The organism is Akkermansia muciniphila (genome assembly GCF_002884975.1).
In the GTDB taxonomy this organism is placed as follows: domain Bacteria; phylum Verrucomicrobiota; class Verrucomicrobiia; order Verrucomicrobiales; family Akkermansiaceae; genus Akkermansia; species Akkermansia muciniphila_C.
Genome location: NZ_PJKB01000001.1, coordinates 760,842 through 777,621, shown reverse-complemented (window position 1 = coordinate 777,621; position 16,780 = coordinate 760,842). Strand labels below are relative to the sequence as shown.

4 protein-coding genes are annotated in these 16,780 nt (G+C 60.4%); 3 read left to right on the top strand and 1 reads right to left on the bottom strand.

What is annotated here, in order from left to right; genetic code table 11:
• Positions 1-323 precede the first annotated feature (323 nt).
• The 3 genes from CXU21_RS03205 (at position 324) to CXU21_RS03195 (ending at position 15,849) form a co-directional block, all read left to right on the top strand.
• The gene (locus tag CXU21_RS03205; RefSeq protein ID WP_102725031.1) at positions 324-9,059 is read left to right on the top strand and encodes a beta strand repeat-containing protein; all 8,736 of its coding nucleotides are present in this window, start codon (positions 324-326) and stop codon (positions 9,057-9,059) included.
• Between the two features lie 20 nt (positions 9,060-9,079).
• On the top strand, positions 9,080-12,220 hold the full coding sequence (locus tag CXU21_RS03200; protein ID WP_428992367.1) for an autotransporter-associated beta strand repeat-containing protein: 3,141 nt from the start codon (positions 9,080-9,082) through the stop codon (positions 12,218-12,220).
• Positions 12,221-12,351: 131 nt separating this feature from the next.
• Entirely contained in the window at positions 12,352-15,849 is a 3,498-nt protein-coding gene (locus tag CXU21_RS03195) for a S6 family peptidase (RefSeq protein ID WP_102725029.1), read from the top strand.
• Between the two features lie 86 nt (positions 15,850-15,935).
• Here CXU21_RS03195 and thiM read toward each other — a convergent pair whose 3' ends face one another.
• On the bottom strand, positions 15,936-16,751 hold the full coding sequence (gene thiM, locus CXU21_RS03190; RefSeq protein ID WP_102725028.1) for a hydroxyethylthiazole kinase: 816 nt from the start codon (positions 16,749-16,751) through the stop codon (positions 15,936-15,938).
• Positions 16,752-16,780 lie beyond the last annotated feature (29 nt).

Genomic DNA, 16,780 nt, shown 5'->3' with positions numbered 1-16,780 from the left:
AAAAACATCCATGATTCAAGGCGGATTTGAAATCCGGACGGGGCCTAGATACTGCGCGGCCGGCAGCCGGGAAGGAAGATAAGGCATTCATGGGAATATACTTTCCGATGCGTTAAATGGGATTTATTACTGAATTGCATGGATTGATTGGAGGGACAAACCAAAATAATTGGAAGAAAGGAAAACAAGGTAAAGCTTTGAAAACCCCACTTCCAGATTGACACCGGATTTCAAATCCGATATTTCATTCATCTAATAGCATGTCTCATTTCTGCTAAAAGACCACGTCTTCCTCAATATATTTATAATTAATTGTTTTCTTTATGAAGCTGCATTTGCCCCTCAAATTGTTGTCCGCTCTTCTTGCCTGCTGCGCCGCTTTGTCCGCATCCGTTTATGCGGAGCCCCTCACCATTACGGCCAACCAGACTTTTGATACGGACGTTACCTGGAATGAGACCACGACGATTGGGGCGGATAACCTGACACTGACCATTGAGGCCGGAAAGACCGTCACCCAGGCGGAAGGAGCATTCAACATCGGAAACAACAGCCTGACCCTTACTGGCGGCGGCGTGTTCAAGATTGAAACGGCGGCGACAGAGAAGGCCGGAAACCAGACCAATCCTCCCGACAGGACCCTGACCATTGACAACGCCACGCTGGATTTAAGCTCTCCGGGGGCCAGCCTCAGTCCGGCGGGGGATAACTATACGCGTTACAAGGTAACCGTTACCAACGGCGGCGTACTGCGCGTGGGGGAATATACGTATGACGGCGCGGGGCTGGGCTCCATGGCCGTCAATACGGATTACTGGACTTTGAACAACGGGCGTCTGGAGATTACCAAGGCAACCAACGGAACCTTCGGGAACGGCCTGACGGTTGCGGCAGGCGGCGGCACCGTGGAGGTGGTGAATGCCGCCAGCACCATGACGATCACCGCGGATGATTCTTCACATTATATCCAGCTGAACGGCGCCCTGACCATTACCGGGGCAGGGAACATGACTACGGGTAATGACAATGTATTCCGCGGAACCGGGCGCCTGATCAAGGATGGCTCCGGAACGCTGACCCTGGCCAACTCCTCCTCCTTCACGGGAGGCGTGGAGTTGAAGGGGGGCACCCTCGTTGTCAGCAATGCCTCCGGAATGGGGACCAATAAGAATCTGTCCGTGACGGGGAATGCGTCCATTGGCGGCATTTCCGCGGGGTACCAGGGGCTTTCCCTTGCCTCCGGCGTGAGCCTGGACGTTTCCGCCGTAGACAATAATGCCGGGCTGACCATGACCTCCGGCATCTTCTCCCTTGCGGGGCAGAATACCATGACCGGCAACCTGAATCTGGGTACGGCCGTGCGGATTGACGCCACCCACATGACGGTGAACGGCAATGCCCTGCTGGCCCTGAACGGGGCCCTGACGGTCAACGGCAGCCTGTTGCTGGAAAACAGCGACGGCGTGAGCTGGAGCGCGGGCACATACAATCTGATCAATGCCACGGGAGGCATCACCGGGGATCTGGCCAATACCATTCTGCTGGGTACCGACTACATCGGCAACTGGAGCACGACGGATAATATCCTGAAGTTTGTCGTGGAACAGGTCGCGTCCCTGACGTGGACGGGCGGCGGCGACAATACATGGACGGTGGGCGGAATGGGCAATTCCCCCTGGAATGCGGGCTTGGTTTTTGCCAACGGCAACGGCGTCATCTTTGGTGACGTAGCCGGGAACGCGCCGCAGACCGTGAACATCGCCGGACAGGTTGATCCTGGGCTGATTGTCATCAATGCGGAGACAACCAACTACACGTGGACGGGAACCGGCTCCCTGACGGGAAGCTCCAAACTGCAAAAAACGGGAGCGGGCTCCCTGGCCATCGCCACGGACAACTCCGGTTTTTCCGGAGAGGTTCTGTTGGGCGGAGGTACGGTGGAAATGCAGCATGCCAGCGCTCTTGGCACTGGTGATATTATTTTCAATGGAGGCGCGCTCAAGTACGGCGCGGGCATGACGGCGGATATTTCCGGCCAGATCAAGACGAATGCGCTGGCTTCCAACGCCATTCTGGTGGACACGAACGGGAATGCCGTGACGTGGGCCTCCCTGGCGGGCTGGGCCGGAACCATTACCCGCACGGGCAACGGCAGCCTGCTGCTGGCGGCAGGCACTTATGGCGGCAAATTGACCAACAGCGGCTCCGGTTCCCTGGTCATCGGGGCGGGGGATTCCACCTTGAACGGGGGAATCAACGGCACCGTCACCAAGACGGGAACGGGAACCTTGACGCTGGGCCTTAATTCCTTCAACGCTTCAGGTAGCGGCACGCTGGTAGTGGAACAGGGCACGGTGAAGCTTGCGGACAACGCCGGAACGTGGAGCTCCAACCTGAACATTATACTGGGGGAAAATACCGTGATGGACGTAGTCGGTGCTTCGAACAAGGTGACGGGCACGGGTACCCTCACCATGGGCAACGGCTCCACGCTGCACCTGAGGAACGGAAATGTGAATGGCGCGAATTTCGACATGAAAATCGTTCTGGATGCCGCGGGTGGATTTGTCTCCATCGGGGGCGCTATTTATGGTGATGCCACAGCGGTTTCATCCACGATCACCGGAACGGGCGGCCTCAAGATCATTTCCGATGCCGGGGCGAACGGCTGGGGCTTTAGAACGGGATGGGTGAAAAATTCCTATGACGGCGATACGGAAATAGCCGGAACCGGCAACCTGATCAAGCTGACGTACAACATCGGGAGCGCTTCCATCGTTTCCGGCCAGACCCTGACTCCGTGGGGGCAGGGCAATGTAACGCTGGGCGGCAGTGAAAAAGACGTCACCGTGACGTTCAGCAACCTGAATTCCAATACGGTGACGGGCGGAGTCTCCCTGGCCGGGGACATTACCCTGAAAGGGACGAATGCGGCCACGAAGCTGAGCATCTTTAACGGAGCCTCCGTCAACGTGAACCTCAATGGCAAGGTATCCGTGGAAACGACCGGCACAGGAACGGCGGCCATCTTGAGCGGGGACAGCCTCCAGATGCTCGGCGGCCTGGGCGGAACGGGAACGCTGGCAGTCAATACCCGCAACAATGCGGGAGCCCTGGCGCTGGGCGGGGATGTCTCCGGCTTTTCCGGAACGCTGAACCTTTCCGGAGCCAACCTGTACCTGAATGCGGATACGGCATTGACCGGAACGCTGAACGCTGCCACCGCCAAGGTGACGGCGCTGCGGAAGCAAAACGTGACCGGAACGCTGAACGCCGCTTCACTGGCGGTTGAAGGGAACGCCCTGAGCGCTGACGGAGCAGCGCTCACGGTGAGCAACCTGGCCCTGGGCGCGGATGCGGGCGTCAGCCTGGACATCAACGGGAACATCACTGCGGGGACCTATACGCTGGTTTCCTGGGACAACCTGACAGCAGGCAACTTCGCGGATGCGGGGACGATGACCCTGACCGGGACGCTGGCCAGCCTGTACCAGGGAACCTTCAACGTGAACACCGGGGATAAGACGGTGACCGTCTCCGTCAGCATGGCGGACGGCGTGGTGGTCTGGGACGGCAACCCGATCGGCGCCGTGGACAACACCACAACCTACCTGTTCGACGGTACGCACACGGGAGTAGCTTCCCTGACGGGGGACGTGAATGCCAAGGCCATTTATTTCAACAACGGGATCGGGCAGGACCTGGAGCTGACCAACAACGGCGGCAAGCTTTCCGGGAACGGCGCCATGACCAAGCTGGGGGAAGGAAAAGTGACCTTCAACAGCGCCAACAATGACTATTCCGGCGCGGTGAACATCAAGGAAGGAACCGTCGTCGTGAAGGCGAACATGGCCCTGGGTACCGGAACAGTGACCGTGGACAGGACAGGACGGCTGGAAATAGGCGTAACGGGTGGAATTGCGGATATTCTGGGAGCCACGATGCCGACGATCAACGGAGGCACAATCGCCTTTGCCTCCGGAGGGGCCAATACGCTCGGCAAACTGCTGACCGGCTCCGGCATCAATCTGGAAGTGACGGGCGCCGGAACGGCCCTGACGGTTTCCACCGCCCAGACGAAAACCGCGCTGACCACGGTGGGCGAGGGCGCAGTCCTGAACCTCGGCAAAAATGGGGGCGGAGGAGAATCCATCCTTTACGGGAACCTGATGGTGAACGGCGGCACGCTGAACACCACGGCGGGCGACCCCTTCGGCTACAACAACACAACCAACTTCGGCACGCTGACCGTGAACAACGGCACCTGGAATATTACCGGAGGCAATACCACGATGGCCAATACGAGGATGGTATTCAACAACAGCCGGGTGATTTTAAATCTTACCGGCGCTGAAAACGGCTTGGATCTATTTAGTGGCACCAACTACATCATCACGCAGCAGTCGGCAACCGGCATGAGTTCCTTCTCCGTGGCGGAAGGCGGTACCGCGAGTGGAACCATCAATGCTCTGACTCTGCGCGGCGGAACGGCCATCTTTGACATTGCTCGGGGCAACTTCTCTCTGGATGATGTCAATACGTCTGATTTGAAGCTGGACCTGGTCGTGGCCACGGAACAGGGCGGCACCAACCTGACCAAGCAAGGGAACGGAGTGCTGGAACTGACGAAAGCCAACACATACACAGGACAGACCTTAATCAAGGAAGGGACCATCCTGCTGACGGGAGCAGGAAAACTTGGAACGGGAGCGGTAACGCTAGGGGGCAGCGGAAACGCCTACCTGACCTATGCGGTAACCGGTGACCAAACGGTAGCCAATGCCATCAGCGGCTCGGGAACCGTCACCCAGAAAGGAGCGGGCAAAATCACGCTCAGCGGTGCCAACACCTACACGGGAACGACCAATGCGGAAGCCGGAACGCTGGCGGCGGGAAGCGCCTCGGCCTTCGGGACCAGCACGGTCTCCATCTCCTCCGGAGCAACGCTGGACATCGGCAATTATGCGGTGAACAACGCGGTCAACGTGAAAGCCGGAACGGCAGATGCCCTCTCCACAGGCGCCATCACCAGCAACGGCGGTTCCATCGGCAGCCTGACGCTGGGCAGCTACTCGCGCCTCAACGTTACCGGAAGCATGGCGATGGCCGCGGGCTCCTCCTTCACCTTTGACATGACGGGACTGACGGCGGGTGGAAACGCCCTGGTGACGCTCACCGGCGGACTGACGCTCACCGGAACGCACAACGTCACCCTCAACAACTACGACACGCTCACCGACGCGGGAGACTACTCCCTGCTTACGGTGGGAAGCGGAACGCTCACGCTCGGCTCCTTCAACATCGGGGACCTCATCAATGACGCCCATCCGGAACTGACTTACACGCTGGGTCTCTCCGCGGACGGCAAAACGCTTCAGCTCAAGATTGAGTCCTCCGCGAACATGCTCACCTGGAACGGAACGGCGGACGCCGGAACGTGGAGCGCGGGCGACGTGAGCAACTGGACCTATGGGGGAAGCGGTTCCGCGCCGGCGACCACGGACGGGCAGCCCCTGCTCTTTGACAATACGGCGGCCAACAAAACCGTGACGATCACGGGAGACGTGGCTCCCTCCTCCATCGTCGTCAGCAACAGCGGCGCGGACAACACCTACACTCTCCAGGGAGACGGGCACATCACGGGAGCGGCAACCACCCTGACCAAGAGGGGGGACGGCACCCTGCAAATCCGCAACACGAACACCTACGGAGGCTCCACGTCCCTGGAAGGGGGCATTGTGGACATCAACGGAGACGGAGCGCTGGGAACGGGTTCCATCATCTTTGGCGGCGGTACCCTGCAGGCCTCCGGGAACGTGACGCTGACGCAGACCATGGTGCAGAAAAACGCCGGGGACGCGGTCAAGCTGGCTGCCTCCGGAACCGGCACCACGCTGACGGTGGACACGGCCGGGCAGGACAGCTTCCTGTCCCTCAACTGGAACATCTCCGGGAATGGAGCCGTGGCGCTGGAAAATATCGCCAATACCAAGATTCTCTCCGGAACCGTGACGGTGGCCAACGGGTCTACCCTCAATCTCTCAGGCGGCAATGAAATCGCCCTTTCCGGCGTGCTTAAGAATATCAACGGTACGCTGGCCAAGACGGACGGGGGCTCCCTGCTCATCAAGGCGGCCAACGGCAATGACGCGCTCAATGGCACGCTCTCCAACGCCGGAGGCAGCATCGTCCTCTCCGGCTACGGAGCGGCCACGGCCAACCGCACCATCACGGTGAACGGCACGCTGAACGCTGACCTCATTGACGCCACCTACGGCGTCACGCTCGACCTCAAGCACTCCCAAAACATCGCCACGCTGCAAATCGGCGGCGGCACCATGGGGAGCAACACGCAAGCCTCCGCGGTCAACGTCAACACGGGCGTCACCCTCACCAGCACCAGCGTCAAGCTGGGCGGGGCCAACGGCCAGGGAGCCCTGGCCGGCAACCTCAACATCAACGGCGGTACGGCCGTCCTGGGCGGCATCAACCTGGAAAACGACTCCAACTCCGGCATCACGCTGGCCGGCAACGGAACCCTCACGCTGGGCGGTGACATCACCGGCGCCTCCGGCACCCTCACCCTGGGAGAAGGTACGCTCAACTCCACGGCGGACTGGAGCGCCTCCCTCAGCGTCCTCCTCAACGCCGCCTCCGGCAAAACCGCCACCGTGGACACCACGGGCGGCAGCATCACCCTCAACGGCGCGCTCAGCGGCACCGGCAGCCTCCTGAAAACCGGCACGGGCACACTCACGCTCGGCAACGCCAGCGCGGGCTACACGGGCACGGTCACGCTCACCTCCGGCACGCTCGCCCTCACGGCGGACGGCTACAAGGGAGCGCTCAACATCACCGGAGGCACCCTCACGGGAGGAAACAACCACAAAGGAACCAAAAACGTCACCGTCAACGCGGCCTCCGGCGTCACCTCCATCTCGCTGGGGGGCCTCTCCGGCTCCTCGCTCAAAACCATCGGCATGACAGACGCCGGAACGGTCATCAGCGGCATCAACGGCGCCGCCAGCCTGGACAGCGCCAGCCTGGTGGTGGGAACGGGCAACGTCTCCAAAACGCAGGATCTGGCCGGCAGCACCTCCATGATCCAATTTGACGCGGACGGCACCCAGCTGGAAATTGAAACCCTCACCCTCACCCTCTCCGCCGACCTCATCAACGCCATGCAGGGCTGGGGAGCGGGAGACCGCACCGCGTGGCTCAACCTCACCAACGGAGCGCTGGGCTACGGCACGGCCGTTTTCAACCCTCTGCTGGAATCCCTGGGCTTTGCGGTGACGGGCATCAACGGAGGCTCCATCGGCATCACGGGAGACGCCACGCAAATCTACGCGGTAGGCAGTGAAGACAAAACCGTCTCCAGCAACTCCGAACTCGACCCGTACCGCGCGGTCATTGTGGACGGCAACCTGGCCCTCAACCTCCCCGGCGTGGACGATACGGCTGACGGCCTGACGATCAACAACCTTTCCGGTGCGGCTTCCGGCGTCATCAACATCACCAGCACGAACGACAAGACGGCTTCCGTCATCCTCAATAACGAGTTGCTGGGAACAGACCCGAATACGTCCGGTCCCGATACGAAGTACTCCGGAACCATCAACGGAGGCGCGGCCAACATCACCAAGACGGGAGAAGGCTCTCTGGAGCTTGCCGGAACCCTGAACACCAGCGGCACGCTGGACATGCAGGACGGCAAACTCATCCTCTCCGGCACGGCGGACCTCGGCTCCATCAAGCTCAACTCCTCCAACTCCGGCGACCTTTCCTCCCTTGACATCACCGGGAAGACGGAAGCGGGAACGCTGACGGATGAAGGCAACGGCGGCAACCTCGCCATCGGTAAGAACGGCACGCTCACGCTTACGGGAGCCGGTTCCGAACTTTCCAACAGCACCGTTTCCGGAGCCGGCGTGCTCCAGGTGGCGGACAACGCCTCCCTGGCGCTCAACGGCACCTCCAAGCTTGACGGCGTGCAGGTGGACCTGGACGGCAACGGAATGCTGGAACTCGGCAACGCGGCCAACAGCATTTCCGGCTTGACGGGAAGCGGCGCGCTGAACAACGGGTCCGCCCTGGAAATCACCACCGCCGGGGATGCCCTGTATGAAGGCACCCTCAGCGGGGAAGGCAGCATCACCATGAACGGCACCGGCACGCAGGTCCTGAAGGGGAACGGCGCGATCGGGCAGGCCCTCAGCGTCACGAAGGGAACGCTGGAACTGACGGGTGCGGAAGGCGGCAACGGCTCCGTCACCTACAAGAGCCTCACGGCGGAAAGCGGCGCCCATGTGCGCCTGAGCCCGGTAGGGGAGGGAACCGGAGCGGTCAACACGACGCTCACCGTCGCCAACGGACTCAACCTGCAAAACTCCCACCTGGACCTGGTCATCAACACCAACCGTGACGACCTCTTCTCCAGCCCGGTCATCACCGTACAGGCCGGAGACGTCAACCTGGACGGAACCACCGTTTCCCTGGGAAGCCTGGGTGACTACGACGACCCGGCGGACCCGACGGCCAACCTCAACTTCACGCTGGTGGACGCGACGGGAGCCGGAACGGTCTCGGCCAACGGAGCCACGGTGGACGCCTCCGGCTACTTTGACTTCTACTACCAGGAATTCGGCATCCGGACGGAAGGCGGCAAGATTGTGGTGACGGGCATGGTCAAGACGGAGAACGCCTTTATGGACGCGGCCAACACGGCCAACTCGGAAGCCGGGGCCAACCTCCTGTGGAACAACCGCGGCAACGCGCCGAAGGGCACGCAGCTCGGCGACTTGAGGGAAGCCGTCAGAAATGACATCCAGACGGGTAACAGCTCCCGTGCGGCGCGCTCCATGGCGGCGGCGGCAGGCAGCACGGTCAACGCGCTGGGTACGGCCCAGAAGGACGCCCTGCGCGACCAGATGGGCTGGATCAGGAACCGCACCACCCTTATGGGCGTCAACCCCGCCTACATCAACGAAGACCTCCCCTACTTCCACATGTGGATGGAAGGCACGNGGACCGGGACGGCTATGCGGCCCGTAACGTGAAGCTGAACGGGGGCGGAGTAATGGTGCGCCTTGCCGGGGAAAACCAAGTGTCCGGGGAGTTCATCTTCGGCCACCGCGGGGGCGTGGTGGACATGTACGGGCATAATTTGACGCTGAATGCCATCACGCATCTGGATTCCGGAGCCGTTTTTGCCAATTACCTTGGCGGTTCCACTGTAACGTTTACGTTTACAGGTTCCGGGGAACAGACATTCCTGGGGTCTTTACGGGACGGAGAGGCCGCTTCCCGGGGCCTGATGAATGTAGTATACACACCCGGCACGGCAGAAGGTTCCGTCTGGAACCTGTCCGGGCACATTCTCAATACCGGGACGTGGACGGTGCGGGGAGGTGAGGTGAAAATAGCCGGAGCCCTCACCCTGCACGCGGGAGGCTATGTGGATGAGAATGACTGGCAGATGGCCGCTTTTTCCACCGGAACAGTGCTGGTGAACAGCGGCGCCCGGTTTACCACCGGCAGCCATTCCCTGGTAGTTTCCGCCGTTCAGGTGGATGACGGAGGCACGTATGGCGTGCTGGCCGGGGGAGACCATAGCGGAAACGTTGTGTTGTCCGGTGCCGCATCCATGCTGCGCGCAGAAGTGGATTCCGGTTCCGCAACGGAGTCCGGCGTGATTTCAGGTGCCGGTTCCCTCGTGAAAACCGGGGAAGGAACCCTGCTTTTGAAGAACGGGAATAACAGTTTTTCCGGAACTGCCACGGTAGAAGGGGGGCTGGTGCGCGCTTCTTCCGCCGGAGCCCTCGGCCAGGCTGTCTGGACACTGGATGCCGCCGGAGCCCTGTCTGTGGATGGCGCCGGTTTTTCCTCTATTGCCGGAAAGCTGGACCAGAAGTCCTCCGGCACGTTCGTGCTGCTGGAAGACCAGGCGGCTATTTCCGGTTTGGCCGGGTTCAGGAACTTGTCCATCGGTGCGGCGGGAGAAGTGAATTTGGGAACGTCCGGGACCACGGATGTTCTATCCGGCTGGACCGCGGACGGTGGCTGGTCTCTGGGCGGGGGAGGAGGAACGCTGACGGTGAACTTGAAGCTCAGCGGTTCCGGCACCTTGTCCATCGGCAACGGATCCAATACGGGCACCGTGGTGCTTGCCAATGCGCATAACAGTGATTCGGAAGGCGGAGCCGCCTTTTCCGGCGCCATTGAGTTGAATGGGGGAGTACGGCTTGCCTATACGGACGTGCGTTCCCTTGGCCTGGAGAACAAGAACGTGCTCGTCAAATACGGAACCTCGTTTTCCCTTGGAGCGGAAGTGGATGCAGCCCTGGCGCACGTGTCCAATGCGTCCGGTGGCGTACTGCTGCTGTCCGGTGACCGCACGTCGGGTTTGGACCTGGGCGGAATGGGATTGGATTCCGTTTACATCGGGGCGGACGGCCAGGCCGTCCTATCCGGTTCCGTGACGGCCGGAACGCAGGGTTACCTGTTCGGCGGCGGCGGAACGCTGACGGTAGCCAGCTCCCTGGGAGGGGCCCATGCCATGACGGTGGATACGCAGGGAATGGAGACCTCAGGCGGAGTCATCCTGGCGGCGGATAATACTTATTCCGGTGAAACGCGCATTTTGTCCGGAGCTTTCCTGACGGTAGGCAATGGAGGAACAGCCGGTTCCCTGGGAACGGGCGCCGTTGTGAATGACGGCATGCTGGCGTTCAACAGGACGGACAAGATGACGGCGGGAAACGCCATTTCCGGAACAGGGGCATTGATCCAGAAAGGCGCCGGGGAACTGGTGCTGACGGGTAATAATTCCTACAGCGGAGTAACGACAATTGCCGCAGGAACGCTCACTGTGGGCGATGGCGGAACCAGCGGTTCCCTGGGGACCGGGGCTGTGGTCAACAACGGGGTGCTGGCCTTCAACCGCTCTGATGCCGTTGCCGTGAACGTCAATGTATCCGGCAGCGGAGCTCTGGTGAAGAACGGCTCCGGCACGCTTACCATCCAGAAGATGCTTTCCTATACGGGAGGAACCACCGTGAATGAAGGCGCGCTTGTGCTGGGCTACGGCGGTGCCAACGGAATGATCCGCGGGAACCTTGCCATTCAGGAGGGGGCGCAGGTGACGTTGAAGGGCGGCGACAGCTTCGGTTATTCCGGAGGGAACGCTTCCGTGAAGAACGTGAATATCACAGGAGGCACCCTGTATTTTGGAGACAAAGCCAACCAGACGTTCCAGAATACGGTGTTTAACCTGAAGGGCGCTGTAGTGGATGGCGTTACGGGAGGCCGCATGGATATCTGGACGAAGGCTGTGGTTAATGTGAAAGCCGCGGACAAAGCCTCGGAAATCAGGAACATCAACGTGCTGTTGCGGGACGCCAATCCGACGGTGTTCATGGTGGAACGCGGCAAGTCTGCGTCTGACCTGAATGTCTCGTCCAACATCATCAACTCTTCCGGGGTGAAGGGCTCCTTCATTAAGAAAGGGGCCGGGATCATGGTGCTTTCCGGCAGAAATACCTATTCAGGAGGAACCACGGTTAACTGGGGAACGCTGGTAGCGGCCTCCAACCAGGCTCTGGGAACCGGTTTGGCGGCGGTCAACTCCGGCGCACGTTTGGCGCTTGGGGGCCTGGGAACGGATTTGGCTTCCGTTTCTCTTGGAAATGATATTCTGGTGAAGAGCGGCGGCATTCTTTCCGGTTCCGCCACCCTGTCCGGGAATACTACCTTGAATGCCGGGTCCATGCTGGAATTCACCCTGTCCATGGGAGGGGCCGCCGGGGATGAACTGGCGTACAACAGCCTGATGCTCCAGTCCGGCGTTTTCCAGATTGACGCGGGAGCCAAGCTGAAGCTGGCGGCGGTGTCTCTGGATTATTCCTCCGACTTCTGGGGGACCTCCCATATCCTGAACCTGATAGAAGGCGGCGCGAACGCCAGTTTGAAGGGGGCGTTTACGCTGGACCTGTCCGGAGCCGGAAATTATGGCTCCTATGGGTCCTGGTCCCTCCAGGGCGATGAGGATTCCAAAACCGTGAACATGGTCTGGACTCCCAATGCCGAGGCCGTTTTGGACCATTCGGAAACTGCGGCGTTGCTCGCGGCTCCGTCTCCTGCGCCGGTTCCGGAACCTTCCTCCGCGCTGCTGGTGCTGGCAGGCCTGGGGACGTGTATCTTCCGCCGCCGTGTGCGGTGAGCCTGATGAAGAACCCCGCCGCACTTCCCGAAGCCCTGCCGGATGTTCGTGAAAACGGTCTGGACTGGAAGATGGGAAGTGCGGCAGACTTGCCTGTTCCTTGTTTAATCATAACTTAATTTCAATTTCTTATGAATGTTCATCATTATTCCGGGCTGCTGGGGGCGGCCTGCCTCCTCACTCCCGCCTATGGCGGGTTGATGTCTGACTCGTTTGATGTTCAGACCTACCGTGATTTCGCGGAAAACCGGGGCATTTTTGACGTGAATGCCAAAGACGTCGCCATCTACGACAAGAATGGCGATTACGTGGGAACTATCCCCCAAATGATGAATTTTGACGGCGTGGCGGATGCCCATATCGGGGAGGCCGCGCTGGTGGGCGGTCCCGGCTTCATCGCCACCGTATCACATGATTATTATAACCATTTCGTTTCCTTTACGGTTCGTTTCGGTGCCAAGCAAGGAACTCCTTTTTACGATTCCTACCGCAGCGTTACGAGAAAGGATGCATGGGGTGATAAGTCCGATTTGACATACGACTACCGTGTGCAGCGATTGAGCAAGATCGTGACGGAGGCGGAATACGCACCTTACCTGACTGACCCGGAATACCTGGACAACATGAAAGGGAGGCTGGTCATGAGAGCTGGTTCCGGAGTTCAGGCTGTCGCCACAGGAAACGGCAAACAGGAAAAGATTGATGCCTCTTATGGCTATTTGACCGGAGGAACCCTTGTTTTTGAGGGGCAGGCCAGCGCTCCGGGAACAGGAGAGCCGGACCCAGAAAATGCCAAGACCTATCCGGCTTACCGGTTCTGGTACAATTTCAAGAAGCCTTCGGAGTCCAATCCATTGCCTTCCGGTGGATTGTCAGGGGATAGTGGAAGCCCGTGCTATGTGTACAATGAGAATTCCGGCAAGTGGGAGTGGGTAGGTGCGGCACAGTCTGCCAGTGGAAGCGGGTATGGACAGTTTACCCAGATGCGTTCCGGCAACCAGTGGGCCAGCGATTACGTGGACAGCTTCAACCGTACCATAAGCGTTGCGGCGAGCGGTGACGTACTGTGGAACGTGACGGATGCGGACGGCAACGGGACCTTTGTGCAGGGAGGCGTGACTACGGATTACACCGGATTGGCGGCCGGATTACGCGGGGATACCTCCACGAAAGGTACACAAGCTACAAATGAGCAGTTGAACGCCTGCAATAATCTGATTTTTGACGGCTCCGGCGGCACAATCGTGCTCCAGGGGTCCGTGGATACCGGAGCGGGTTCCCTCACCTTCAACCGCGATTACGTGCTGAGCGACGGGGGCGATTCTTCCCGCCGCCTGAATACGGCGGGCTTTGTGGTGAACAAGGGAGCTGCGGTCACCACCTTGCTGACCGGAGCCTCCGGAGACGAGTGGAGGAAGATTGGGGAAGGCGATTTGATCGTCAGCGGCCACGGGAACAATGCGGCGGACATCAACGTGGGCGGCGGCGGAAATCTGATTCTGGACAGGGACGGCTACGCGGCCCGTAACGTGAAGCTGAACGGGGGCGGAGTAATGGTGCGCCTTGCCGGGGAAAACCAAGTGTCCGGGGAGTTCATCTTCGGCCACCGCGGGGGCGTGGTGGACATGTACGGGCATAATTTGACGCTGAATACCATCACGCATCTGGATTCCGGAGCCTGCTTCGGCAATTTCCGTGCGAATACCGCCGTGACATTCACGTTTACGGGGAACGGGGCGCAGGACTATCTTGGAGGCTTCATGGACGGAGGGGCCTTGAAGGACGGCCAGCTTCATGTGGTGTACGCGCCCGTCACGGGAGAAGGTTCCGTCTGGAACCTGTCCGGGCATATTCTCAATACCGGGACGTGGACGGTGCAGGGAGGTGAGGTGAAGGTAGCCGGGGTGCATGCCCTGCACGCGGGCGGCTATGTGGATGAGAACGACTGGGAGACGGCCCTCTTTGCCACCGGAACGGTGAATGTGGAGAGCGGTGCGCGGTTCACGGCGGGAGGCCATGCGGAAGTTGGATCTTCCGTGAACGTGGCGGACGGAGGGACGTATGCCATTCTTTCCGGCGGCAGTCACAGCGGGAACGTGGCTCTATCCGGTTCCAGGGCCGTCATGAGGGCGGAAGTGGACTCCGGTTCCGCGACGGAATCCGGCGTTATTTCAGGAACCGGCTCTCTTGTGAAAACCGGGGAAGGAACGCTGGTGCTGACCGGGGCCAATTCCTATTCCGGAGGTACCGTCATTGATGCGGGGACGCTCGCCGTGGGTGACGGGGAAAAAGACGGTTCCCTGGGTACGGGAACGATTGTCAACAATGGAACTCTCGCTTTCAATTCCCCCCGCGCCGGCTCCGTTAATTTGCAAATATCCGGGACGGGCCGCCTCGTGAAAAACGGTTCCGGAATGCTCGCCGTGCAGAAACGCCAGGCTTATACCGGAGGAACTACGGTCAATGAAGGAACGCTGATGCTTATTTCAGGAGGTGAGGAAGGTATCATCCGCGGAGGGCTGGTTATCAACCGGGGCGCAACGGTTTCCCTGCGCGGGGTGGACTGTTTCGGCAATTCGGGAAATGAGACCTGCGTCAGCCATGTGGAAATTAACGGAGGAACCCTGTTCCAGAATGATACCAGGAACCAGACTTTCCGGAACATGACCGTCACCCTGGCAGGAGGGACGCTGGACGGCGTGGCGAAGGGAAGCATGGAGGTCTGGACGGATACCGTTTTCCAGGTAAGGGCGGCGGACAGGGCCTCGGAAATCAGGACGGTCAATGTCAAGCTGAGGGGAGGCAGTCCTGCTGTCTTTGCGGTGGAGCGCGGCACGGCGGAGGCGGATTTAAAAGTATCAGCCAACATCGTCAATTACTCCGGAGCAAAGGGCTCCGTTGCCAAGACAGGAGAGGGGATCATGGTCTTATCCGGAAAGAATACCTATTCCGGCGGAACGTCCGTCAATGGGGGAACGCTGGCAGCGGCCTCCAACCAGGCTCTCGGGACGGGGATGGCGACGGTCAATTCCGGTGGCTGCCTGGTACTGGGAGGCTTGGGGACGGATGCGGGCACGGTCAGCCTGGGGAATAATATTCTGGTGAAGAACGGAGGCATCCTTTCCGGTTCCGCCACCTTGTCCGGAAACACGGTCATGGAAGCCGGGGCTGTGTTTGAACTGACCTTGACCATGGGCGGTTCCGCAGGGGGCGAGCTGGCGTGCAACAGCCTGATGCTCCAGTCCGGCGTCTTCCAGATTGACGCGGGAGCCAAACTGAAGCTGGCGGCGTTGAGCCTTGACTATTCCACCGGTTTCTGGGGAACCTCCCACATCCTGAACTTCATTGAAGGGGGAGCGAACGCGACCCTGACGGGTAATTTCACGCTGGATGCGTCCGCCGCCGGGGATTACGCGGCGTACGGCCAGTGGAGCCTCCAGAAGAACGAGGATTCCAAGGAAATGAGCATGGTGTGGACGCCGAATGCGGCCCCGGAAGCTTCTTCAGCCATAGCACCGGCGTTTACGGCTACGGCGCCAGCTCCCGTGCCTGAACCCTCTTCCTGCATGCTGCTGATGGCTGCGCTGGGCGCGGTGTTCCTGCGCCGTTCCGTTCCGCGGAACAAATAAAAAAGGCCTGTAAATTCAGCGCGCCGTATTCCGGAGGGAGTGCGGCGCGCTGCTTTTCCCCGGTTCCGGGGTGGATGCGTAACGGTTTAAAGAGGAAGAATGCGCGCTCTCCGGGCAATTTCTTCCGGAGAAAGGGTGTACAGGTTGTCCAGCAGGGAGACGGCAAAAGAGCCCGGAACAGGGCTTTGTTCAAAGGCCATTTCCCCCGCAATGCCCATCAATACGGCCGTGGAGACGGCAGCCTGGAGAGGGGAAGGGGAGACGGCGGCGCAGGCGGCGGCCAGCGCGCCCATGGAACAGCCCACTCCCGTGACGCGGGACATCATGGCATGTCCGTTTTCCGTGGCAATGACCTGGCGGCCGTCCGTGGAATAGTCCGTGCGGCCCGTGACGAGGACAGCCGCCCCCGTGTGCAGGGCCAGTTCTCTGGCCGCCTGCAGGGCGTCTGCGCTGGAGCTGGTGCTTTCCGGGCCTTTCGTGACGGAGGAATAGCCGGCCAGGGCCATGATTTCAGAGGCGTTCCCGCGGATGATGCGGGGCCGCCTTTCCTTCAACTGCTCAGCCAGCCGTGTGCGCAGGGAAAGAGCCCCCACGGCCACAGGGTCCAGCACCCAGGGAATGCCCAGCCGGTTGGCTTCCTGCACCGCCGTCTGCATGACGGTTCCCTGTTCGCGCGTCACGGTGCCCAGGTTGACCAGCAGGGCGCCTGTTCCGCCACGGAGCATTTCCACGGCTTCCTCCGCATCGTTGAGCATGGCGGGAACGGCTCCTGCGGCCAGCAGCAGGTTGGCCGTCAGGGGCTGGACAACGGAATTGGTCAGAGAGAGAACCAATGGGGCCGCCTCCCGGATTTTTTCCAGATCGGCGGAGACGGCATGGACGAGGTCAGTTGATGAAGGCATGGCATGAAGGATACTTGGTGTCCCGTTAT